The organism is Stygiolobus sp. CP850M (assembly GCF_037389425.1).
GTDB lineage: Archaea > Thermoproteota > Thermoprotei_A > Sulfolobales > Sulfolobaceae > Stygiolobus.
Genome location: NZ_JBBHKR010000042.1, coordinates 59,615 through 81,369, shown reverse-complemented (window position 1 = coordinate 81,369; position 21,755 = coordinate 59,615). Strand labels below are relative to the sequence as shown.

At 35.9% G+C, this 21,755-nt stretch carries 26 protein-coding genes and 1 pseudogene; 18 read left to right on the top strand and 9 right to left on the bottom strand.

Annotated features, from left to right (window positions below; genetic code table 11):
* Window positions 1-15 precede the first annotated feature (15 nt).
* Window positions 16-882 (top strand): menaquinone biosynthesis family protein, encoded by an 867-nt coding sequence (locus WIW89_RS02880; RefSeq protein ID WP_156007615.1) that lies wholly within the window; start codon window positions 16-18, stop codon window positions 880-882.
* Here the strand turns inward: WIW89_RS02880 and WIW89_RS02875 are convergent.
* Window positions 879-1,448, bottom strand: a complete 570-nt coding sequence (locus tag WIW89_RS02875) for a hypothetical protein (RefSeq protein ID WP_337719685.1) — start codon at window positions 1,446-1,448, stop codon at window positions 879-881. The two genes, WIW89_RS02880 and WIW89_RS02875, sit on opposite strands and share 4 nt — an antisense overlap.
* A 215-nt stretch (window positions 1,449-1,663) precedes the next feature.
* Between WIW89_RS02875 and WIW89_RS02870 the strand changes: the two genes are divergently transcribed.
* The 3 genes from WIW89_RS02870 to WIW89_RS02860 all read left to right on the top strand — a co-directional run bounded on the left by WIW89_RS02870 (window position 1,664) and on the right by WIW89_RS02860 (window position 3,614).
* On the top strand, window positions 1,664-2,665 hold the full coding sequence (locus tag WIW89_RS02870; RefSeq protein WP_337719684.1) for a hypothetical protein: 1,002 nt from the start codon (window positions 1,664-1,666) through the stop codon (window positions 2,663-2,665).
* Between the two features lie 130 nt (window positions 2,666-2,795).
* Window positions 2,796-2,951 carry a hypothetical protein gene (locus tag WIW89_RS02865; protein WP_196770238.1) on the top strand — a complete coding sequence of 52 codons (156 nt, stop codon included), beginning with the start codon at window positions 2,796-2,798 and terminating at the stop codon, window positions 2,949-2,951.
* 63 nt (window positions 2,952-3,014) lie between these two features.
* Window positions 3,015-3,614: a hypothetical protein gene (locus WIW89_RS02860; RefSeq protein WP_337700847.1), complete on the top strand. Its 600-nt coding sequence runs from the start codon at window positions 3,015-3,017 to the stop codon at window positions 3,612-3,614.
* Here WIW89_RS02860 and WIW89_RS02855 read toward each other — a convergent pair.
* Window positions 3,588-4,247: a 16S rRNA methyltransferase gene (locus tag WIW89_RS02855; RefSeq protein WP_337719790.1), complete on the bottom strand. Its 660-nt coding sequence runs from the start codon at window positions 4,245-4,247 to the stop codon at window positions 3,588-3,590. The two genes, WIW89_RS02860 and WIW89_RS02855, sit on opposite strands and share 27 nt — an antisense overlap.
* A gap of 27 nt (window positions 4,248-4,274) precedes the next feature.
* Between WIW89_RS02855 and WIW89_RS02850 the strand changes: the two genes are divergently transcribed.
* The 3 genes from WIW89_RS02850 to WIW89_RS02840 are packed head-to-tail and all read left to right on the top strand — an operon-like array spanning window position 4,275 to window position 5,278.
* Entirely contained in the window at window positions 4,275-4,586 is a 312-nt protein-coding gene (locus WIW89_RS02850) for a ribonuclease P protein component 4 (RefSeq protein WP_337700849.1), read from the top strand.
* Window positions 4,537-4,806, top strand: a complete 270-nt coding sequence (locus tag WIW89_RS02845; protein WP_337719683.1) for a YhbY family RNA-binding protein — start codon at window positions 4,537-4,539, stop codon at window positions 4,804-4,806. The genes WIW89_RS02850 and WIW89_RS02845 overlap by 50 nt, the downstream gene beginning before the upstream one ends.
* On the top strand, window positions 4,799-5,278 hold the full coding sequence (locus WIW89_RS02840; RefSeq protein WP_156007609.1) for a DUF371 domain-containing protein: 480 nt from the start codon (window positions 4,799-4,801) through the stop codon (window positions 5,276-5,278). The genes WIW89_RS02845 and WIW89_RS02840 overlap by 8 nt, the downstream gene beginning before the upstream one ends.
* On the opposite strand, the gene WIW89_RS02835 is transcribed toward WIW89_RS02840, so the two are convergent.
* Together WIW89_RS02835 and WIW89_RS02830 are read right to left on the bottom strand one after the other, a co-directional pair.
* Window positions 5,186-5,947, bottom strand: coding sequence for a methyltransferase domain-containing protein (locus WIW89_RS02835; RefSeq protein ID WP_337719682.1), 762 nt, complete (start codon window positions 5,945-5,947; stop codon window positions 5,186-5,188). The genes WIW89_RS02840 and WIW89_RS02835 overlap by 93 nt on opposite strands.
* A 68-nt stretch (window positions 5,948-6,015) precedes the next feature.
* The gene (locus tag WIW89_RS02830) at window positions 6,016-6,999 is read right to left on the bottom strand and encodes an NAD(P)/FAD-dependent oxidoreductase (RefSeq protein ID WP_443294976.1); all 984 of its coding nucleotides are present in this window, start codon (window positions 6,997-6,999) and stop codon (window positions 6,016-6,018) included.
* Between the two features lie 87 nt (window positions 7,000-7,086).
* On the opposite strand from WIW89_RS02830, the gene WIW89_RS02825 reads away from it, so the two are divergent.
* The 6 genes from WIW89_RS02825 (at window position 7,087) to WIW89_RS02800 (ending at window position 12,470) form a co-directional block, all read left to right on the top strand.
* The gene (locus WIW89_RS02825; RefSeq protein WP_337700861.1) at window positions 7,087-7,443 is read left to right on the top strand and encodes a hypothetical protein; all 357 of its coding nucleotides are present in this window, start codon (window positions 7,087-7,089) and stop codon (window positions 7,441-7,443) included.
* A gap of 5 nt (window positions 7,444-7,448) precedes the next feature.
* A complete protein-coding gene (locus WIW89_RS02820; RefSeq protein ID WP_337700863.1) occupies window positions 7,449-8,192 on the top strand; it encodes an NAD(+)/NADH kinase in 744 nt (247 codons plus the stop codon).
* Window positions 8,192-8,668, top strand: a complete 477-nt coding sequence (locus WIW89_RS02815) for an NOB1 family endonuclease (RefSeq protein WP_337700865.1) — start codon at window positions 8,192-8,194, stop codon at window positions 8,666-8,668. The genes WIW89_RS02820 and WIW89_RS02815 overlap by 1 nt, the downstream gene beginning before the upstream one ends.
* Window positions 8,669-8,746: 78 nt before the next feature.
* On the top strand, window positions 8,747-9,637 hold the full coding sequence (locus WIW89_RS02810; RefSeq protein WP_337700867.1) for a hypothetical protein: 891 nt from the start codon (window positions 8,747-8,749) through the stop codon (window positions 9,635-9,637).
* A gap of 3 nt (window positions 9,638-9,640) precedes the next feature.
* A complete protein-coding gene (locus WIW89_RS02805; RefSeq protein WP_337719681.1) occupies window positions 9,641-11,359 on the top strand; it encodes an AMP-binding protein in 1,719 nt (572 codons plus the stop codon).
* A complete protein-coding gene (locus WIW89_RS02800; protein WP_337719680.1) occupies window positions 11,346-12,470 on the top strand; it encodes an aminotransferase class V-fold PLP-dependent enzyme in 1,125 nt (374 codons plus the stop codon). Before WIW89_RS02805 ends, WIW89_RS02800 begins: the two co-directional genes overlap by 14 nt.
* Here WIW89_RS02800 and nadA read toward each other — a convergent pair.
* Window positions 12,445-13,369, bottom strand: a pseudogene (nadA, locus tag WIW89_RS02795) (quinolinate synthase NadA). The gene WIW89_RS02800 and the pseudogene nadA sit on opposite strands and share 26 nt — an antisense overlap.
* Window positions 13,370-13,416: 47 nt before the next feature.
* Complete coding sequence (locus WIW89_RS02790) at window positions 13,417-13,767, bottom strand: hypothetical protein (RefSeq protein ID WP_337719679.1); 351 nt, start codon at window positions 13,765-13,767, stop codon at window positions 13,417-13,419.
* A 52-nt stretch (window positions 13,768-13,819) separates the two neighbouring features.
* Between WIW89_RS02790 and cobT the strand changes: the two genes are divergently transcribed.
* The 4 genes from cobT to WIW89_RS02770 are packed head-to-tail and all read left to right on the top strand — an operon-like array spanning window position 13,820 to window position 16,436.
* Window positions 13,820-14,857, top strand: a complete 1,038-nt coding sequence (gene cobT, locus WIW89_RS02785) for a nicotinate mononucleotide-dependent phosphoribosyltransferase CobT (protein WP_337719678.1) — start codon at window positions 13,820-13,822, stop codon at window positions 14,855-14,857.
* A gap of 3 nt (window positions 14,858-14,860) precedes the next feature.
* Window positions 14,861-15,181: a transcriptional regulator gene (locus WIW89_RS02780; protein ID WP_337719677.1), complete on the top strand. Its 321-nt coding sequence runs from the start codon at window positions 14,861-14,863 to the stop codon at window positions 15,179-15,181.
* Window positions 15,178-15,837 (top strand): HAD family hydrolase, encoded by a 660-nt coding sequence (locus WIW89_RS02775; protein WP_337719676.1) that lies wholly within the window; start codon window positions 15,178-15,180, stop codon window positions 15,835-15,837. The genes WIW89_RS02780 and WIW89_RS02775 overlap by 4 nt, the downstream gene beginning before the upstream one ends.
* A complete protein-coding gene (locus tag WIW89_RS02770) occupies window positions 15,804-16,436 on the top strand; it encodes an METTL5 family protein (RefSeq protein WP_337719789.1) in 633 nt (210 codons plus the stop codon). The genes WIW89_RS02775 and WIW89_RS02770 overlap by 34 nt, the downstream gene beginning before the upstream one ends.
* Here the strand turns inward: WIW89_RS02770 and WIW89_RS02765 are convergent.
* From WIW89_RS02765 to WIW89_RS02755, 3 genes are read right to left on the bottom strand one after another with little or no spacing between them, the layout of a single operon-like run.
* The gene (locus tag WIW89_RS02765) at window positions 16,413-17,075 is read right to left on the bottom strand and encodes a phosphoglycolate phosphatase (RefSeq protein ID WP_337719675.1); all 663 of its coding nucleotides are present in this window, start codon (window positions 17,073-17,075) and stop codon (window positions 16,413-16,415) included. The two genes, WIW89_RS02770 and WIW89_RS02765, sit on opposite strands and share 24 nt — an antisense overlap.
* A complete protein-coding gene (locus WIW89_RS02760; protein WP_337700885.1) occupies window positions 17,075-17,908 on the bottom strand; it encodes a deoxyribonuclease IV in 834 nt (277 codons plus the stop codon). The genes WIW89_RS02765 and WIW89_RS02760 overlap by 1 nt, the downstream gene beginning before the upstream one ends.
* Before the next feature lie 43 nt (window positions 17,909-17,951).
* On the bottom strand, window positions 17,952-20,966 hold the full coding sequence (locus tag WIW89_RS02755) for an FAD-binding and (Fe-S)-binding domain-containing protein (protein WP_337719674.1): 3,015 nt from the start codon (window positions 20,964-20,966) through the stop codon (window positions 17,952-17,954).
* A gap of 182 nt (window positions 20,967-21,148) precedes the next feature.
* Between WIW89_RS02755 and WIW89_RS02750 the strand changes: the two genes are divergently transcribed.
* Window positions 21,149-21,748, top strand: coding sequence for a hypothetical protein (locus tag WIW89_RS02750; protein ID WP_337719673.1), 600 nt, complete (start codon window positions 21,149-21,151; stop codon window positions 21,746-21,748).
* Window positions 21,749-21,755: the final 7 nt, after the last annotated feature.

Below are 21,755 nucleotides of genomic sequence, written 5' to 3'. Positions count from 1 at the left end.
GCAAAGAATTTGGTCATGGTAACAATAAAAGTTGGACCATTAGCAGACTCAGGAGACCTATACCCATTTATACCATTAATTGAGGGTAAAGTAAAGCCCGAGGGGATTAACTTAGAATTCGAAGTGATTACTACCGTACAAGATACTAACGAGAAGGTTTTGAAAAAAGATGTAGATGTAGCTGTACCATCTGCTGCAATGTATCCTTATATTCAGCAAGATTATTACGTGATAGGGGAAGCCGTAGCTTCAGCCATAGACGGGATAACCGGAATGCCCATTTTATCTACGTCGCCTTTAACCCTAGAAGACTTAAAGAATTCCAGAGTTATAGTGCATGGCCATAATACAACAGCCTATACCTTGTACAAGCTGCTTATAGGTAAGTATAGAAAGCTTGTTATAATTAAAAAAGTCCTTGATGAAATAAAAGGATTAGGTAAAGAAGGAGATGTATTAGTTGCTGTACATGAACTGAAAATGATGTATGCCTTAGAGAAGTTAGGGATCAAAGTACACAGAATTGCTAGCATGTGGGAGCTATGGAAGCAAGTTGCTGGAAACGCTCCCATGCCTATGGGAATGGTAGTAGTGAATAAAGATCTAGGTAAGGATATAGCTATAAAGTTCAAAGAAGCCTATCTAAAGAGTAAAGCTTATGCAGAAAAACATTTGGACGAAATTATAAAGAAAGATGCCGAAATCATGAGAGAAGCTCATAATGAAAATATAGAAGAAGAAATTATTAGAAAGACCATATGGGCTGATATTCAAGAATATAACGTACCTTTAGCGGACGTAAAGAGGGGCTTAGAGACTTTCTATAAACTCACTGCCGAAAGAGGAATACTACCTAAAGTGATAAACCTTGATATAATTTAGCCTCCCTTTAATGACGAAAAGCTAATTATTTTTTCACATAGTGTTATTCTACACATATAATCAATGCTTTTTATAACTAAATTCAGATAACTTTCTGGTACATACAATTCTACTAAATGTAGGCTTAATCCTTCCAAATCTTCAAGCTCATATGCTACCCTTATAAAAGGAAAATATTCAAGTTCATTGAGAACTTCTTCATCAGGTGTTATCAAATCTACAAAAAAGTCTCTCTTCCCGTAGTCTACTATGTACCCTTTTACATCTATCACCCTCGTATTATCCCCTTCTTTTAACCCTCTATTCTCATCGAATTCGGTAGGTTCTACTCTGATATAATCTGCCCTTTTATTGAAGTTAGGGTTCCATGTATCCAATTCAAGATCGTACTCATCAGGTTTTCCTGAGTAATTCCTAATCTCCTTAATTTTCAGTTCATTCTCTTCGATTAGTGCTTTCCTACCCTTAATGCTAATCCTCAAAATTTTGCTCTTGTTATGTAACCCTTTACACAGCGAAAAGCCTTCAAATTTAATTATCGGCGTTAAATATAGATTCTTTTTCATACTAGTTATAAGCTTAATAATATCATCCTTTCTGGCCCCAAGGGTATAGGCTAACAAATCATAATTATCGCCAAAGACCCTCATTTGTCGAATTAGGTGAGCATGAGCAAACATCACTGTCTATAATAATAGGAATTAGTTTTATATGCGTTTATCTAATTAGATAATCACCAATAATGAGATTTTTAGTTTTTAACCCTAGAAGATGGGAACTAGTGTCATTAAATCCTTTCGACTTTGGATTGGAAGACTTTGTTAACCCTGTAAGAGCTAAGTTAGAATACGAAAATTTCTTAGAAAAACTAAAAGAGTTAGGAGAGGTAAAAGACGTTTGTAATATCGTAGAAAGGGAAAAACTAGTCGAGTTAGTTTATACGTCAATACCTACAATTGGAGAAGGAAAAATCGAGGAAAAGAAATTAGAGAAATCAATACTGTCTTTGGACAAGGAAGATTTATGCAACCTTTTCATTCTTAATCCCACTGTAATTATATCAGAAAACGAGAATAGAAAAGTACCTAAGCTTAGGGTATTCTCTAAAAAAATAAGAGGAGAATTAATGTGGTTACATAGATACGCGTTAATAGATAAAATTCCAGTGATAGGATTTCCATCTATTTCTACTAGTAAATGTGAGATAAGATTTTTGTATTATTCTTTAAAAAAGGAAATAAACCAAGAGCCACTAATGGCTGATTATCCACCATCTTTACTAAATTTTGATGATATAATCATAGATAAATTAAATAATTTACTTATAGCTCAATTAGGAGGTTCAACTAACGTAGAGGGTCTTTCTAAACTATTCAAACTAAGATACACAACTTTAGGTGAAGTATACCTTGATAATAATAATGACAAATTACCTATATTTAATTTCATTAGATTTCTAGAAAAAGATAGGGTCCTAATAAACAAAAAGATTTTTGAAAGGAGCAGAGTTGATGTTTATGAGTTTACCGGAAACAATTACCATTTCAAGTATACGACTGACCTAAAAAGCTTCCTTAAATTATACTACAAAAATATAATAATTGCAGAAAATGAAGATATGTCATTTCTAGTTAATGATAAAAAAGTTCTTATGAAAGAAAAATCGAAATCTGATGAACTTCACAAGATATTTAGGGATTTAGGACTGGACATAATAACAGTGACGATGAACAATCTTTCTTCCACTTATAATGGACCTTACAACTTAGTAATAGTTTATTAAAAACTTAAAAATGAGATATTTACACAATAATGAGACTTTTATTAAATAAAAACACTGTTAATTAGACTTCCTTCTCTTCATTTAACTAAAATTTATTAGTTAAAAGTTAAATAAAATATTGGGATCGTTTATGGCTGAGAGTAAAAAAGAAGAGGTAGAAATTAATTCTTTCAGTGATTTGATAAAAGCTCTATTTAAATACGATAACTGGTATTTAGGTGGTTTTGTAATTTTGCTTATATTGTTTGTACTAATGGATATAGCATTATTCACGCCGCATTCTTAATAAAATTATATAAAGATAAGCTATTTAACACACTTTTTAAAATTAAATTATTGTGATAATTAGTTGCCAAGGGCGAACCTAGCTGCAGATGCTGAGTTAATAGAGGAGTTAGAACAAGAGGTCAAAAAGAAAGGCTATACAATGTATGCTATCACTAACTTGGCTCTGAGAGCGATCCTAGAGATCTTAAAAGAGGGAGGAGATTCTGAGACTTTAAACTCTTTAGTCGAGTACTACAAGACCGTAAAAGACTTAGAAATAGTTCCAGTTACGGTATGGTACTTGGAAAATATAGTTAAGCTAGCCTACGAATATGATAAAAATAAGGCATCAGAGGTATGTGAGATAACTGGAATCCAGTTAGCATCCTACCTAAAGACTAAAGCTAGCAACCTATCCGATCTAGTTGAGCTTTATGAAAAAATTAAAGAACTTATTCCAGTAAAGGACATTGCAATAAAACAAAATGGTGAAACAATTGATATTAGAATAACGGGTACAGGTTTCGGGCTGGAATCTACTACTTGTGCCTCAATAATCCTTAAGAAGATTCTTGAAGAGTATGGATTTGAGGTAATATCCTTAAACCCTACACCAGGCGGAATAATTTTAGTTAAAGCTAAAATACTCGATGCTTCAAATTCTAAGGAATCCAAGAAATAAGAGACAAGCAGATGATAGTCTACATATTACCTGATGTGCTTCTAAAACTCTATCACTAATTGAGTAAAAAACATCTGCATTTACCTTTACTTCTTCGGAGAAGTCTCCATGAGGAAACGCTCCAACACCTATTAACCAATTTTCACCTAGCTCGCAAATCTTCTTCAAAGATACTTTTTCTCCATTTTCAGAAAGGACTGCTAGCTTATACTTATTTTTTAGAGAACCTAAACTCTCACTTGTAATCTCCATAAAAGGCTTATCCGAATCTACCGGAACTTTACCATATCTTAGCAACTGTTCCACTAAGCTCACGAACCTTTCGTAGTTCTTAGGTATTCTAGTATCGTTTCTCACACTGATTATTTTCCCGTCTATTGTGTGTACGAAGACTTCACCTTTTATCTCGTGCTCCAAATACAAGAAATTCAGCAGTGATAAGTGAACAATGTCCGGTCTACCCCTTTTCTCTTTGTCCTTAAGCTTAGCCATTGCACTGTAATGAAGTGATTTGTCTAAGATCATGTAATGCGGATCCTTTCCTCTTTTCTTAGCGTTTACTATGACTGCTGGATGAGATAAGATGTCTCTTGGTATCAGTTCAAGGGACGAGTCCAATAAGATGAGATTAATTTTACTCACAAATGAAGATCAATGTTGATGAAAATAAAAGTAGTAAAAGAACATAGGAAGAGAGCTTTAGAACTTATTGACATGGCTGAGCAAATTGTAAAAGAAGGAGATATAGAACTAGCGAGAAGATATGTACGATTGGCATTAACATATTCAAGTAAATTCAGATTTAAGCTTCCATTAATCTACAAGAGAAAAATTTGTAGAAAGTGTTTCGTGCCTTTAATTCCGGGACTAACAGAGCGTAGGAGGATAAAAAATAAAGTTATAGTTAGAACATGTATATACTGTGGTTGGGTCAGAAGATACCCCATTAAAAAGACTGATAAAGGAAGCTAAAGCTAGCCACGCCGATGTTAGAATAGGAAAGAAAGGAGTTACTGAAGAAGTGGTTAAAGAAATAAAACGAAGGCTAGATGAACACAAAGTAGTAAAAGTGAAAATAGGAATAGAAGTAGAAGACAGAAGAGAATTTGCTAGATTAATAGCTGAGAGGGCTAACGCAAAGCTGATAGAAATAAGAGGTTATACATTTATACTAGCTAAGAAAAATGATTGACGTAATTAAGGCTAAAGGACATTATAACGTTAAAGCTACCCACAAAACTACTTTAGAAGTTACTAAAGATAGCTTTCTAACCCCTAGGGGAGATTGCATAATAGGAATAAACGCAGACAAGGGAGCTTCTCAACTCGACGAAAGGGTCAAGGACGAGATTAGGAGGGATACTAGTTATATATATGCCGTTATTGTCGTAAATGGAATATACGACATTGTTTCGGGTAGAGGGTCAAGTCAGTTGCAACTAACCAATCCTAATAAAATAATAATCAGGAAATCTACCTTCATCTCAGACAGTACAATTATGTTAAACGCTGACAAATCTGCGAAAGACATAGACAGAAGAATAATTAAGAAATTACAACAGGGTTCAGACCTAACTCTTTTCATTATCACATCTAACTCTCCCCTTAAAAATGAAGAGATCCTTAGAATAATCGTTAACTCTTACCCAATCAGCTTCACCTAGTTTTTGAGTAGCTTCGTCCTTAGACTTACATAAAATGTAAAAAATTGCCTCCTTACATACTCTACACACTTCGCTCTTAAAGGATTCAATCATAGTAGGATTATCAGCAACTCCTATATCTACGCTCTTATCCCTAAAGGGTAAGTAATAAGCGTCGTATTGCACTATATCTATGTTCCCCTTTAATTTGTTGAGGTTTAAAGACTCCTTCAAAAGATACAGACCATCGATATTTAAGTCTCCAGCAATTACGTAGTTGCATTTCCTAGCTAAATGTATAGCTATTGCACCATAACTTGTAAACAGATCCGCTAATACCTTTTTACACTCTACTTCTTTTTCGAGTTTGTCTCTTTCGGAAGATAAAGACACGTTAACATAAACTTTTGAAATATCAACTATGAATCTAAGACCACTCTCCTTGTAAACAGTAGTAGTCTTGTACTCACCACCAGCGAATACTAGTTCATTAACTCTCAATTCTCCCGTGACTTTCTTACGAATAAAAACTGATTTTATACGAGGGTTTATCTTCATCAACGCTTTGGCTAATTCCTCTTTGTTAACTTCTTCTTTTGGAGAGACTAGTGCGATGTCTCCGATTATGTAGTAACTTCTGACTCCTTTTATAATCTCGTTCAGTTTAGGGGTAGTCCTTTTGCTTGTCAAGACTAAAATTGATTAAAGAAGAAGAAAGCTAAAAAAGTAGAGTTACAAACAAAGGGAGAAATAGGAAATTACTTCTTAAACTTATCCATCTCAGAGCTATGTCCCGCAAATAATGACGCATTTGGATCCACGTACTTTTTAGCTACGCTTACAGCTATAGCAGCTTGTCCGAAACCAACTGCAATTAGAGCCAGCTTTGGTGCACCTTCTTGGCTCGCGATATCACCCGCAGCATATACTCCAGGCAAATTGGTTTCCATCTTTGCGTTAGTTATTATATCCCTTCCTTTCATATTAAGTCCCCACTTTAGCATGTTACCTAAGTCTCCTTTGTGTCCTATGCTAATAATGACAGCGTCTACATCTAACACTTTCTCCTCCTTTGTTCTGTTGTCAAAAATTACAGCGTGAGTAACCTTATTACCGTCGCCTTGAACTTCCTTTAACTCGTGCCAAGTATAGACTGTGGCGACTTGATATAGCTGCTTTACGCTCCTTTCGTGAGCCCTAAACTGATCTCTCCTGTGAATTAACGTCACGGACTTAGCCATAGGTGCTAGGGTTAAGGCCCAATCAACCGCCGAGTCTCCACCTCCTACAATCAGTACTCTCTTACCCTCAAAGTCCTTCTTCCTCCTAACAGTGTAATAAACTCCTTTATTCTCGTATTCTACCTCACCCTTAGCACCTAGCCTAGTGGGGGTTATTTTTCCAATTCCAGCTGCAATTAACACTGTTTTTGTCTTAAATTCCGTCCCTTTGTCAGTCTTTACTATCCACATATTATCGTTAGCCCTCTGAAGAGTGTCAGCCCACTCTTTTACTCTTACTTCTGGAGAGAACATCTTAGCTTGTTCGATTAGATTTTGAGCTAAATCGTATGCTAATATACCAGGAAAACCTCCAACATCATAAACCATCTTTTCAGGATATAAAGTGACAAGCTGTCCCCCTAACTCATCTTGTGCATCTATAAGAGCAACCTTCATATCCCTTAATCCTGCATAAAAAGTAGCATATAGACCTACTGGGCCTCCGCCAATAACTACCATGTCAAATTCTGCCAAAATTAAATCCCCGTTTTTTCATTTTGTTTATACTATTTAAACCTTTACACAGATTTATAATGAGAGATTAATATGTATCTGTTACTGGGACTTCTCTTATTAGCTTTATCTTTAGGATTTATCCTATTAATGCGCGGATGGTTCTACTATTATAGAAAAATTATGATAGCGGCAATTGAATATGTAGGCGAGAATCATGAGAAGACAACCATCACACTCAAGCCTGGAGAACGTGTAACAATAAGACTTCATGGTAAGACCACAATAATGACGACCGGAGTAAACAGCTGGATAAGTGTAAAATATAAGGGAATAAAACAAAAGATTTACAAGGTTAGGTTAATAAATTACGATGGTGAAGTCGAGCTAATTAACGAAAGTAAAGTCTTCACGGTAAATGTTATTATCTTAAAGGAGTATCATAACTAACGTTGATGTTACTCAAAATACTTACAAAAAACTCGCCAGATGCTATTGAATTTAGTGAAAAAGTTAAGAAATTAGCAGAAGAAATGGGATTTAAAATAACCGAAGGTAATAACCACGATCTTGTGGTTGTAATAGGCGGTGATGGTACACTACTTAAAGCTGTCAAATTAAACTCCCCAGTTATAGGAATCAAGTTCGGTAGAAGATCAGCCTTATTAGATATAAATCCAGAAAACGTAAAAGATGTTTTGACTAGGCTAAAAAACGGTGATTATATAGTAGATGAGTATGAGATGTTAAACTTGAGGACCAAACAGACTAGAGCCGTGGCATTCAACGAAGTAGCTATATTATTTGATAACCCTGAGACTATTCTAGGCAGTGTCAGTGTGGGAGAAAAGAAAATCATATTTGAAGGAGACGGTGTATTGGTTTCTACTCCTCAAGGAAGCTGGGCTTGGAGTTATTCAGCTACAAGAACTCTACTTCATAAAGGTGTGAACGGTATTGAAATTACTTTTATGAACTGTATAGTTCCAGATATGCATAATATCATTATCCCTATGAAGGAGAAAGTCACTATTAAGTTAGAAGATAAAGGACGCCCTCAAATAGCTAAAATAATAGTAGATGGTGAAGTAGTAGGGTATTTAAGGAGTGGGGAAGATGAGGAGGCTATAATTACCGAACATGAAAGAAAAGCTAAAATTCTACGTTTCTATAAAAGAATTGACTTAGGTTACTTGTAATGAAAAGGATAATATTCGATACAGCGGGTTTTCTGGCTGGACTTGAGAACTTATTTCCCTTAGTTTATACAACACCTGACGTAATAGAAGAAGTAAGAGATTCAAATTCAGTAAATTTATTGAATTTATCTATTAATTCAGGAAAAATAATTATACAATCTCCTTCTAAAGAATCAGTGGATTACGTCATCAAGACTTTACATCAAATAAAGGAAAGTGAATTATCACAAACGGATATCAGCGTGATTGCGCTAGCACACGAATTAAGACCCTCAGTAGTATTTACCGACGATCTAAGCGTACAAAACGTACTATTGTATCTCAATATAGAATTTAACTCCGTAAAGTTAGGATTTAAGATGAAGAACAAGAAAAAAGTAGTATATAAGTGTGAGGCTTGTGGCAGAATTTTTAAGAAAAAATATACAGAATGTCCCTATTGCGGGTATAAAATAGTTAAGATTAGAGAAAAATAAAACAAACAAATTTCTTCTAATCTTTTAATACATTTTGAAGAAAATTTTATATATTTATCAAACAAACAATACTAAGAGTTGAAGCTAAGTGACCTTATAAAATACATAAGACTCGTGGGATTAAATCCCCATATAATTTCATCTCTTTCCAGGATACCTGTAAATGATGTTTACTATTCGATTCTTAGCTTATTTTACGAACATCAGATGACTGTATTTCCCATTATAAACTCTGAAAAGTTGGGCTTATGGAAAGCTGTCATATGGTGTGAGAAATCGACTATACCTTACGAAAAGGCAAAACAGATAACTGGACCTTTAGCAAACCTTTTCAGAGGAGATATTGAAGATGATTCATTTATGCTTGTTTTTTATACAAGTTATGAAGTATTTGACGAAATGAAACAAACCTATGAAAAAGTTTTTGATAAACTTAACATGAAATGTTCTATAAGTCTTTCTGTTCAAAGCTTTAGATTTATCAATGATGAAAACTGTTACGATTTTGAAAATAAGGAATGGGTATGTAATAGAAAACAAGTATATATATCAATCCCGTCAAAAGAACTTCTAAAATTAGATAAATATGACGTAAACTTATTGACAGATATCCAAGTGAATCCCGCAATACCTTACTGGAGAAATTACCACTACAAACACATAAAAGAAGTTTTACACGGCTTCATGTATACTTTAGGCAATACAAATTATATACTCGACGTAAAGTCTAAAAGAATTGTAAACGATCCTAGCTTACTGACAATTGCGCAGCTCGATAACGGTTATTATATAGCAGAATACCATGCAGATAAGAAAAGTCTAGAAAGAGTAATCTCTAGCGTGAACAAAATTAAAGACGTGGAAGTAATCATTTCAATAAAAGATCTAGCATTTGCTCATGGTTTCAGCATACCTTATGAAGTATTCAAAGATAATAAATGGAAAATACCTAAAATTAAGATCGAGTAAAAGTTGGACTACTTTACCCTTTATCAAAAATCTCTCGAAAAGCCAGATTGGTATTGGCAAGAATACGCTGAAAAGTTAAAATGGTTTGACAAGTGGAGTACAGTAGTATCTAAGGGGAAATACGTAGCTAGGTGGTTTGTGGGAGGTAAAACCAATATCGCGTTAAATGCGATTTCACATGCTGGGACTGCGTTAGTTTGGTACGGCGAAAACGGAGAAAAAATAGAGCTTACATATAACGAACTGGAAAGAGCTGTTAAGGGGCTCTCCAGTGAATTTAGAGCTAAAGGAATTAAAAAAGGCTCTAGGATAGCTATATATACACCTAACACTCCTCAAGGAATAATATCCGTTTTATCTTCGGCGTGGGTAGGAGGAATTTACACGATAATTTTCGCGGGATTAGGAGAAGAGGCTATTAAGAAAAGACTTGATGATTTTCAGCCTGATTATATAATAACAGCGAACTACACAGTCCGCAGAGGAAACAAAATCCCCTTATTTATTAAGGGAGATTTGATCTTCAGAGAGAAGAATGAAGTTCAAGAGATAAAAGAACTTGTTGAAAAAGGCGATAAAGATAACGAAGCTGAGAAAATCGAAAGTAATGAACCGTTAAAAGTAATGTATACTTCAGGGACTACTGGTAGGCCCAAAGGCATTATATTACCCCATGGAGCCTGGATGGTAGGCGATTATACTGTATTTAACCTAATGTTCGACCTAAAGCAGGGCGATATAGTATTAACTACTTCCGATATGGGGTGGATCACTTTTTCAAGAATTATGTACGGAACTCTGCTCCACGGTTCTACATTCGTGTTTATGGAGGGAGCCCCAGATTATCCGAAAAATAGGCTAGTAAAAATCATCGATGAATTAAGACCTAAAGTCCTATTTACATCACCTACACTTCTAAGAACGTTGAGAAAATACGACTTAAAATTGCCAAGAGTTGAATTCTTAGCTACTGCAGGGGAAATCTTTGACGATCAAACATGGGAGTATGCTAAAACTTTTGCAGAGAGGATCACTGATGTTTATGGACAGACCGAACTTGGTTATGTAGTAGGAATTCCGTACTCCCTAGAAAATGTAGAACCTAAACCCGGTTATGCAGGAGTACCATTCCCTGGGGCACTGCTAGAGACTGTTGATGACGAAGGAAAACCGGTTTATGATAAACCTGGTTACTTAATCTGTAAAACACCTTTCCCCACTCAGTTCATAGGTGTACTAAACAACTCCGAGAAATTTGCTTCTTATTTCTCGAGATTCGGGTATCATGATACTGGGGATATTGCAATAATCAATAATCCGTACGTGAAGATCGTCGGTAGAAGCGATGATATGATAAAAATTGCTGGGCATAGAATCACAACTGGAGAAGTAGAAAATGTTCTAATGGAGGTAAACGGGGTTAAAGAGGTTGCTGTCGTCGGGGTACCCGATGAAGTGAAAGGAGAGAAAATGATCGTATTTGTGGTGGGAAATAATATAGACCCAGAAAAAATAAGGGAGAAAACAAGAAAGTCTCTAGGTCCTATTTACGTAATAGATAAGGTTATAGAGGTAAACAGGCTACCTAAATCTAAAAGCGGTAAAGTAGTAAGAAGAATATTGAGAGATCTCGTACTCGGAAAGGAGGTAGATCCTACCATACTCGAAGATCCTGACGTAGTGAACGAGATCAAGGAGGTAGTGAAGAGTGGGCTTTATTGAAGACTTTAGAAATGAAGTTCCTTTAACTCAACATTACATATACCTTAATCACGCTGCCATATCTCCTACCCCTCTTTCTGTCTACCTCGAAGTTAACAAATATCTGATAAGTGTTATGACTAAGGGGACGATAGCAGTTAACGAACAGGAAGCCGACGACTTTTATCACATAAGAGAGAAAATAGGTAAACTAGTAAATGCAAAAAGTGAGGAAATCTCTTTAATACCTAACACTTCCTATGGGATTAATGTAATAGCTCACGGTTTAGCCTTTAAGCAAGGTGAAAACGTAGTTACAGATAATGTTGAATTTCCAGCAACAGTTTATCCTTTTCTTAAGTTAGTTAAGAATAAGAAAATCGAGCTAAGAATAGCTAAAGTATCCCCGGAAAAAATAGAGGATGATATACTCTCAAGAGTAGATAAAAATACCAAACTTATTAGCTTAAGTCACGTTAGTTTTAGCACGGGTGTAAAAGTCGATGTAAGTAGAATAGTTAAAGAGGCTAAACAAGTAGGAGCATATGTATTATTGGATGTAATTCAAAGTGCTGGAGCTACTGAAGTAGATTTAAAAAAGTTTGATGTAGACTTCGCCGTTGCTGGTGGGTATAAATGGCTAATGAGTCCCCAAGGTTCAGGCTTCATGTATGTTAAAGAAGGACTATTAGAAGATCCACCGTTTTATGGCTGGAAAAGTGCATCTAATTTCTTAGAGTTTAACCCAGAAAAGTTTGAGCTAGAAAAAGGTCCTAGACGATTCGAGATAGGAACTATAGATGTTGCGTCAAATTTAGGTCTTGCCAAATCATGTGAGATTATTTACCAACACAGAGATGAAATATTTGGAAGAATACAGTACCTATCTAGCTACGTAATAAAGATAGCTAATGAAAGAGGTCTGGAGGTTATAACTCCAGAAAATAAAAAAGCAGGAATAGTAGTAATCAAGATAAAGAATCCTAGGAAAGCTTCAGAATATTTACTCAGAAAAAAAATTATCGTGTCACCTAGAGGGGAAGGGATAAGAATATCTACTCATTTCTACAATACATTAGAAGAGATAGAATCTGCGATAGACTATATTATTTATTATCTCCGAGAATCTTAATGGTTCTTTCGAAAGCCTCTTTAGCTTTCTCAGCAACATCCTTAGGTACCTTTACCTCATAAACTTCTTCTTCTAGGGATCTCTTAATCTTTTCCAAAGTTATCATTGCCATGTAAGGGCATCTTGCACATCCGCAAGCTTCAGTGGTTACTAAAGGATAAAATACCTTATCTGGAACTTGAATTTTTAATGCATTTATCATTCCCAGTTCCGTAGCTACAATGAATTCTTTGTTAGGGCTTTCCTTAGCGAATTTTATCATTTGATTAGTAGATCCAACAAAGTCAGCTGCCTCAAGAATCTCTAACGGGCTTTCTGGGTGAGCCATAAGAAGTGCATTAGGATATTTCTTCCTTGCTATCGATATTAACTGCTTTGGTATAATTTGCATGAACTATACATCTTCCGTTAGGAGGGACTTTAATTAATTTCTTACCGGTTTTGTGCTCTACATAGTTAGCTAGATTTGCATCTGGACCGAAAATTATGTTCTTAGCGTCGAGTTTACTTACGACTTTAACTGCAGTAGAGGAAGTTACTATATAGTCAGCGAATGCTTTAGTGTATATACTCGTGTTTATATACAACACTACTGGAGCGTCTTGATAAATCTCTTTATATTTCTTTAATGTACCTACGTCTAGAGAATCTGACAACGAACAACCAGCATTCGGATCGGGTGATAGTACTTTTTTATCCGGATTCAATGCAGCAGCTTGTTCAGCCATAAAATAAACTCCAGCAAATACTATCGTTTTTGCATTAGTTTTCATAGCCTTCACTGCTAAGTCGTAAGAGTCACCTGTAAAATCCGAGACTAACTGAACACCATAATCCATGTAATTATGTCCGAGTATAATAGCGTTCTTTTCCCTTTTTAGTTTCTTTATTTCGATCATGATATTGGACTGAGCAGATATTATCCCTCGAACATGTGTTCTGTGAATTAGTCAGTTTTAAACTTTATTACTGAAAAATATAATTCTTCTAAATCTTCCATAATTCTAACAAGCATAGTGTATATAGTAAAATCATCTATCATGTCTATTTTTTCAATAGCTTCTAAGACATCTAAATATTCTTGAATTAATTCAGATTTTATAATCTTCCTCTTTGCCAATTCCCAGATAACCTCACTTAATCTGTTTTCCCCTATTCCGAACCTTTTATTAACTTCTTGTCTAATTAAGTTATACATATTCTTTATAGAATTTAATACCTCCGATTTTAGTGAGCGATCTAAAATAAACTCATCGTAAGTAACTTTAGTGCCTTTCTCAATACCTCTGTAGTACATCCAAAAATTCTCCATCAAATTAAAATTCGGAAAAGTCACCAAAAAATCAATTATGCAATACATAAAGGAAATAGTGGGAAAGTTAAAAGACATTAAGAAGAAAAAAACGCTATTTGTCCTAGTAATTGCCACAACAGACATGAGCTTGATACCGGGGATAACAGTAGCTGGGGCGACACCCGAACTCACCCACTTTACTCCAGCAGCTGATGCAGAGTTTTTAATTTTGGGTAAGTGTAAATCCATAAATACTATACCAGTCACTCCAGACGGTATTCCAACACCAGCAATTATAACGAGAGCAGCACTTGAATTATTGAAAATACCTAAATTAGTTGTGAATGCTGGAAGTAGAGTAATACCAAAACTCCCAGTGATTGATATAGGGGGAGAGCCAGGCGGGGACATAAGAAAAGGATCTTTAAGGACAGAGGTTGCTCAGAGAATACTTGAAAACAGTATGATCATAAGTGAAGAGTTATCAAAGTCTTATGACCTTCTTGTTATCGGGGAGTCAATCCCTGCAGGAACAACCACGGCTATGGCAGTGTTAGCGGGACTAGGATACGACGCATTTGATAAGATAAGTTCCGCATCTCCCCAAAATCCTAAAGAATTAAAAAGGAAAATAGTTATGGAGGCATTAAGAGACTTGCCTACGGATACTCTAGGAAAGATTAGTAAATTGTCTGACCCTATGTTGATAGCTGTAGCCGGTTTGAGTATAGGATTTAAGAAGGAAGTTATACTCGCTGGTGGTACGCAAATGACTGCAGCCTCAGCAATAATCAAAGAATTAAGTAAAGAGACGTTAAGTAATGTAACAATTGCCACAACAAGATGGATCGTAGAGGATCCTTCTTCAGACATTAAATACCTGGCTGAACAAGTGGGAGTCTCGGTTGTAGCGTCTATGCTGGACTTTTCCTCCTCAAAGTATGAAGGACTAAAGGTCTACGAACGCGGTTACGTTAAAGAAGGGGTGGGAGCTGGAGGTGCGTCAACCTTAGCACTTGCAAACGATTATACACCTAATGACATATTAAAGAAAGTAGAAGAAATATATTCACAGTTAGTCAATATTAGTTAAGTAATGTTTACCGATTTCGACTTTTTAACAACAAGGGAGAAGATAGTAATACTTCTTAAATACGCAGATTCACCGTTAACGGCAAAAGAGATTAAAGAGAGATTAGGAATAGAAAGCGAAAAGTTAGTATACGAACACTTATTACATATAGCTAAATCCCTTAAGAGAAAGGATATGAAGTTAATAGTGTACTTACCAAAGTGTAGGAGGTGCGGGTATACGTTCAACTTGGAAAAGCCAAAGAAACCAAGTAAATGCCCGAGATGTAAAAGTGAAGACATTGAACCTCCCAAATTCCTAGTTAGAGGACGGGATAGAAAATGAGCAAGGTCGTTTTCGTAGACATGGGAGAAACGTTAGTAAGTTTTATTCCAAAATTTCATCAACCGCTCTATGAATTTCTAGTTAAGAAAGGATATAAAGTGACGGAGAAACAAGTTTTTCGTGCAGTATCTAAGCAATTAGGCAGAGAACATTTTCCAGATCCAGTACTTGGCGGTTTAAGTGAACTTAATTTCAGAGAAGTATTATACGAGCTGAAAATCTCACCTAAAAAATGCTTGTTGGAGCAACTAAAAAACCTCACCTTGCTCTCGGGACACTGGGAACTATTTGATGACGTGAAACCGTTTCTTAATGAGCTAAAAAAGGACGGATATAAAATAATAATGATTACAAATGCTACTCGTAGCGTATATAGGATAGTGGATGATTTAGGACTAATAAATTATCTTGACGACATAATCGCATCATGTGATCTAGGAATTATGAAGCCCCACCCGAGAATTTTCAGAATAGCTAAAGAGAAATACGGAATCCCCATCTTCCATATAGGAGACATATACGAAATAGACTACGTAGGAGCTTTAAGGGCTGGAATTAACCCATTACTCTTAGATAGATACAACTTTTATGATGATATAAAGGCTAACAAGGTGAAAAACCTATTACAAGCACTAAAATTAATAAAAAACAACTAGAAATTTTTCTAGAACGAGTTCCTCCACATCCTAATCCTAATTATGAGTTAGAACAATATCTTACACCATCTAACCTCGCATCTACATTACTCTGGACTGCATATTTAAGGGGTGATATAAAAAAGAACAAGCTCGTAGCCGATTTAGGTTGTGGTACCGGTAGACTTTGTGCTGGAGCATCTATCCTTGGTGCCTACTGCTTGTGCATCGAAATTGACGACAACTCAATTTACGTAGCGAAAGAATTTTTCCGAGAAAACATGTTGGACTTTGAACCGATAATAGCTGATGTGGCGCATCTAAAATTGTCTCGCAAGATAGATACCGTAATTCAGAACCCGCCATTCGGAGTAGTTAACAAAGGTGCGGATATCTTATTCTTGAAAAAAGCCCTAGAAATAGGTAAAGTAGTATACACCATTCATAAGTCTAACCCTAAAAGTAGTCAGATAATTAGAAGAATAGCTGAGACTGAGAACTATACTGTAGAAGTTATCACCTCAAGATATGATCTAAAGCCTTATTATCCGTGGCACAAAGAAAGATCTCACAAATTTTCTGTCGATCTTTATCTTTTAAAGGAAAATCTCACCGGATAAAATTTTGCTCAGAAAATCAATTATCCCCTGCCCGTTTGGTTTATCAAGAACTACATCCGCTATCTCCTTAATTTCTGGTAACGCATTACTTACGGCGACTTTTACATCGGCAACTCTAAACAACGGGATATCATTTTGACTATCTCCTAAAGCTATGACCTTGCCTTTAAAGTTGAGGAGGTTTTTAATAAATAAAACTCCTCTACCCTTGTCGACATCCTTAGGTAATATCATTGCATCGTTTCTATTCCATTCTACTTTTGCGCCCTCCAGATGTAAGTCAAGAGAGGAACTATCAATATTATTAACATATACAATTACCTCTCCTACACTATACTTAATCTCCTTCTCTTCTAATCTTTTAATTATTTCTTTTCTGATTTCAGCCCAATTTTTTGGTGCGTTAATATAAGTTTTTCCACCATAAAGTATTATTGCACCGTTCTCCAGAACCCAACCCGTGGGCTTTAGAGTAGGAGCAAGCCTGCTTATGAACCTTCTTTCTCTTCCGGTAACTACAAAAAAGGGATACTTAGATGAGAAATGGTTTATGAACTCCGCTAGATTCTCCCTTATCACAAAACCGTCTTTTTCATCTGCTAACGTCCTATCGTAATCCGATACGAAAAGATATGCCATCACGAAAATTTGTAACCTAACTCTTCTAATACTTTTTTCATTTTCAAGGCATCTCTCTCTAGTTCTGGGCTTTCACAAATTAACGTAATGGATAAATTCTCCCTCTTAAGAAGTTCCTCAGCTAAGGGCCTGAATGGCGGAGCTTCAGTATCAATAGGTAAATGCTCATCTACGTACTTACCGTTCCTAAATACGAGAGACTCAAAATGCGAATTTATATGAGTTAGATTAAGTTCTTTTTGAAGTCTGTCTATAATTTCACTATAATCTATCTTCCCACCTTGTCTGGCAAAAGTGTGAGCCCAATCTATATAAGGTATAACTCCCTTAACTTCCTTGGATATAGATATTACCTCGTCGATTGTTCCGAAGGCGGACTCTTTTGCCATAGTTTCTACCCCGAACTTTACGTTCTTGATGCCTTGAGACCTTGCTGTATCTACTACTTCTCCCAATTCGGATTTGACTTGCTGATAGCATTCTTCTGGACTCATCTTACCGTAGAACGCTATATGAATAGCAATTGCATCCGCTTTCATCCTCTCAGCTCTATCAGCGGTATCTAGTATTCTTGCCTTAGAAGCCTTCACTTTCTCCTTATCATCAGAACACAAATTTATAAAGTAAGGTGCATGAACTGACAGCCTCACTCCTAACTCCTCCGCTACTTTTCCTGCTTCCTCCGCTGCCTCTGGTTTCATTTTAACTCCTTGGACGAACTCCACTTCCATAGCATTAAGTCCTAACTCCTTTACGGTTCTTATTCCATCTATGGTACTCCTCTTCTTAGAAGATAATGGAACTCCAGCTGGTCCTAAATAAATTTTGACCATAATTTGCTATTTGTTCGAAATAACTTAAAAGAATGAGAATACCTCAACTGACCGCATCTGCAGTAAGTGCTGTTGCCCTTTCCTTGATAACTTTTTCGTTCTCTCTCACTAATAATATCAGAGTTTGCCTCAATACTCCTTCGTCAAACTGCTCTGATGTAAGTCCCTTAACCTGATTTATTACTACGCCTATGATTGGATCTAATTGCATTGTAGAAATTATATTACTAAGCTCTCTAATAAGTGCTGATAAATAGTTCACTATATCATCATATGTAGCACCTTGAGCTTTTTTATTTTCTAATAACTTCTTAATATGAACTTTTATTCCGTCTCCAGCATCACTTAATGCTTCAACTATCACATCCTCTATAATCTTCTTATATTCGTCTATGCCACTACTGGTAAAAGTGACTGTGTCTGCAATAATACTAGATTTACTGGAGAGACTCTTTAATAACGATGTAGTGATAGCGTTTCTTAATTCTTGTTTTTCTGAGTCGGATAATTCTAACTTAGCTTTTGTACTTGATGTTACTACTGTAGTTAGCCCTACTTTTTCGGCTATAAATTCAACTAAAGTTTTTGCTGGTATTCCGTTTTCTTTGAATTTAAGTGACGCTAGCGGACATAACGTTACTAACATAGGATACTTTGCACCTAAAGCCCTAGCCATTTTATCAGCTCTTTTACCTAAGTTTTTCTCCAGTATTGCACCTGAGCACCCTTCTACTTTCCTAACTCTAAACCCTAGATCTGTCAATCTCTTAATTACTTCTCCCACATACGGGGTCGCGAAACAAGCAGCGTGAAGATAAATTTCTTCTCCGTTCCCATCTATCGGAAGAGACTTTAGTAGCCTTAACTCAATGGGAGATACCTCAAATCCCATTCTCATATTGTTCATGTTAGAATAATCCTTGTAAGCTTCAGAGAATACTCTATAATCCTCTGGTGCTATAGTTATAACCTCTACAGCAGATGCTAACACTGACTTGTTCTTTTCCATTTTCTCGTTTAACTTTTCACCACCGCTTATGTAATCCATAAATCCGCTGTCGTAAGTAGTCCCTATTACCTTAGCTTTAGCTCCTACTAACTTTAGAAGCCTCAACACAGTTATTGCAACGTTTGGATTATCCACTAAGTTCTTTCCAATCCAAAGTATTATATCACTTGAGTTATCGTTTACGGATCTCAATTCGGGGTCTTGAAGTAACGGAACGTCTACTGGTGGCTCCTCTGGCATCTTCCTAGCAACTATACCGTTAAGCCTCACCAAGAGCGAAGATATGGGTATTTTAGCAGGGCAAACACCATCACATAAACCACATTTATGGCATCCTGAAAGCTCGACTATAGCATCATCTGGTATGTCAACTCCTCCTTTAAGGTAATAGTACGTTACTGCGCCTTTTACGAAGTCAAACATACCCTTGGGTGCATAAGGCGTTTGTGGAATAAGTTTGAACTGCGGACATACTGTTACACACATTGCACAGTCTATACATTGCATAGCATAATCAGCAAATATGTCCAGATACCTCTTGACAACTGTAAATCCTTGTACCTCTCCTCCAGGTACTATTGCTTTGGCTAATCCTATTCCAAACCTGAACCTCAACGCTTCTTGTTGTTTTCCTACAATTTCAAGAACTACTTTACCTCTCTTTTTAGGATCTAATACTTTGCCTGGATTAAACAGTTCTTCAGGATCCATTTCCTCCTTATACTTCTTTATAACTTCGTATCTATCAACACCGAGTTGCTGGAAAGTCTTGCCCATAGCACTTAGCCTATTCTTAGCATACTTATGAGCGAAAATTCCTATAGATAGCAATGAACCGCCAACCTTTATGAACGAATCCATCATTAGAGTGTTCTTAGCTAAATCGTAAATGATCTTTTTGTCCTCGTACTTCAAGGATACTTCAGTGAAAGCATTTACTAACAAAACTTCTCTTTTTTCTAAGTCTATATCTAAATCAAACCCAGAATTAGGCTCTAACTTTCCTAACTCCCCCAAAAATCCTTTTAATTCATTAACTAATTCCACTAACTTAGTGTAATGTATAAGACCATGTTGGTGAATTAGTAGACCTTTTGACCTCAAAGCGGCAACAACACCGTGATTAAATGACCACCAACCAGTCCACTCACCTTCATAAATTTCAGCGTTAAATGTCTGCGCTATTCTGTAAATTTTTGGCTCAACTAGAGTAGATCTTGTAGACGGATACATTATGATCATATTCCATTTTCCTCTACTGAGCTTAGCGTTAAACCTGTCAGCTATATTGGTAGATATAGAGGGACCTCTAACTTGAACGTGCCACGCCGGTATTACCTCTCTGTAGAATTCTCCTATCGCTTTTACAGTGTCGTCGAAGGAATTAAAGGCTAATACTATAGCTTCAGTAGGTGCATACTTCCTAAGCTTGACACCTGCTCTTACTATGATACCAGTAATGCCTTCAGCACCAGACGCTAAGGCTAAATTTGGGCCTTCAAGCCTGACTACTTCTCCTCTAGGGTTTACCATATCAACAAAGGAGATGTTATCTGAAATGAATCCGTATTCATAAGATCCTATTCCTAAGGCATCTCCAGCTATTCCTCCTCCAACAGTGGAATCATAAGATGAAGGGAAAGTCCTTAACTGCAAACCCTTAGATTGGGCTGCTAAATCGACTAACTTCCAAGTAGCACCAGGTTCACTTATTGCCTGCGAATTAACTTCATCTACATCTACTTTATCCATTTTAGCAAAGTCTACTACAATACCTCCATCTACAGGTAAAGCATTACCGTATCTATTTGTAGCCCTACCGTAAGGAATAATGGGGACTTTATACTTTAATGCAATTTTCACTAGGTCTACAACGTCCTCTACTGAAGTTGGGTATATAACGTAATCTGGAATTAAGTTAAGTTTTATATTCCCTGACCACACTAGCTGAGGAACAAAACCCATATCGGCCGAGTGTGAGAATCTCTCTGTAATGCTATCAGAAAAGTTGCTTCCAAACCGGGACTCTAATTCCTCTCTTAATCCCAATACTGCCACCTCAATTATTATAAATAACCTTTATTCATACCTATTTATAATCTTTTGTAACAATAAATAATATTTTTTATCATTGCAAAACTCTTGTTCATAATAAATTCTATTAAATTCAATTAATAGTAGCGTAAAAAATTGGGAAAAATTAAAAACTAAATGTTCATTATTTGTGCTTAATGAATGACATTGTAGTGAGTTTAGTTATAGTTTTTGGAATAAGTTTTGTGTCGAATATCTTGCCCTTTGCTGGTGCACCTTATACAGTTATAACTTCATATTTCATAATACATTATCACACCTCACTTTTAATAATAATACTGTATATTATTGTGTCGGGACTCGGAGCGGGTTTAGCCAAAGTATTAACTTACATACTAGGAATAGGTCTAAAAAAACCTTTAAATAAAAATAAGAACTTACCTCTGCTCAAACGATTTATAAGTTCTAAATACTTTATCCTTTCCCTTTTCATTATGGCCATGCTACCAGCACTTCCTCTAGACGATTATCTATATATCGGCGGAGGAGTAGTGAGAACTTCATTAGTTAGAATGTTAAAAGTAACAATACCAGCCAAAATCCTGAAAAGTGGAGTAGAAATACCTCTTGAAATACTAGGGATAATCCAAGTAAGTGCAATAAGTGGACTGAGCCCATTAGAGCTTACTGTAATTTCATCCATAACTTTTATCGTACTAGGAGTGATCTTAGCTAAAATAGATTGGGAAAAAATGTACTCGACGATTAAACAAAAATACCCTAAATTCAACTTATAAACTCAAA

Excerpts from the sequence above, each read along its gene's own strand:
- WIW89_RS02760 (WP_337700885.1), bottom strand. The coding sequence starts at position 17,908 with ATGGTCAAAATTTATTTAGGACCAGCTGGAGTTCCATTATCTTCTAAG.
- WIW89_RS02765 (WP_337719675.1), bottom strand. The coding sequence starts at position 17,075 with ATGGCATATCTTTTCGTATCGGATTACGATAGGACGTTAGCAGATGAA.
- WIW89_RS02840 (WP_156007609.1), top strand. The coding sequence starts at position 4,799 with ATGATTGACGTAATTAAGGCTAAAGGACATTATAACGTTAAAGCTACC.
- WIW89_RS02875 (WP_337719685.1), bottom strand. The coding sequence starts at position 1,448 with ATGAAAAAGAATCTATATTTAACGCCGATAATTAAATTTGAAGGCTTT.
- WIW89_RS02850 (WP_337700849.1), top strand. The coding sequence starts at position 4,275 with ATGAAAATAAAAGTAGTAAAAGAACATAGGAAGAGAGCTTTAGAACTT.
- WIW89_RS02825 (WP_337700861.1), top strand. The coding sequence starts at position 7,087 with ATGTATCTGTTACTGGGACTTCTCTTATTAGCTTTATCTTTAGGATTT.
- WIW89_RS02780 (WP_337719677.1), top strand. The coding sequence starts at position 14,861 with ATGTTTACCGATTTCGACTTTTTAACAACAAGGGAGAAGATAGTAATA.
- WIW89_RS02790 (WP_337719679.1), bottom strand. The coding sequence starts at position 13,767 with ATGTACTACAGAGGTATTGAGAAAGGCACTAAAGTTACTTACGATGAG.
- WIW89_RS02865 (WP_196770238.1), top strand. The coding sequence starts at position 2,796 with ATGGCTGAGAGTAAAAAAGAAGAGGTAGAAATTAATTCTTTCAGTGAT.
- WIW89_RS02775 (WP_337719676.1), top strand. The coding sequence starts at position 15,178 with ATGAGCAAGGTCGTTTTCGTAGACATGGGAGAAACGTTAGTAAGTTTT.
- WIW89_RS02815 (WP_337700865.1), top strand. The coding sequence starts at position 8,192 with ATGAAAAGGATAATATTCGATACAGCGGGTTTTCTGGCTGGACTTGAG.
- cobT (WP_337719678.1), top strand. The coding sequence starts at position 13,820 with ATGCAATACATAAAGGAAATAGTGGGAAAGTTAAAAGACATTAAGAAG.
- WIW89_RS02830 (WP_443294976.1), bottom strand. The coding sequence starts at position 6,999 with ATGGTAGTTATTGGCGGAGGCCCAGTAGGTCTATATGCTACTTTTTAT.
- WIW89_RS02820 (WP_337700863.1), top strand. The coding sequence starts at position 7,449 with ATGTTACTCAAAATACTTACAAAAAACTCGCCAGATGCTATTGAATTT.
- WIW89_RS02880 (WP_156007615.1), top strand. The coding sequence starts at position 16 with ATGGTAACAATAAAAGTTGGACCATTAGCAGACTCAGGAGACCTATAC.
- WIW89_RS02750 (WP_337719673.1), top strand. The coding sequence starts at position 21,149 with ATGAATGACATTGTAGTGAGTTTAGTTATAGTTTTTGGAATAAGTTTT.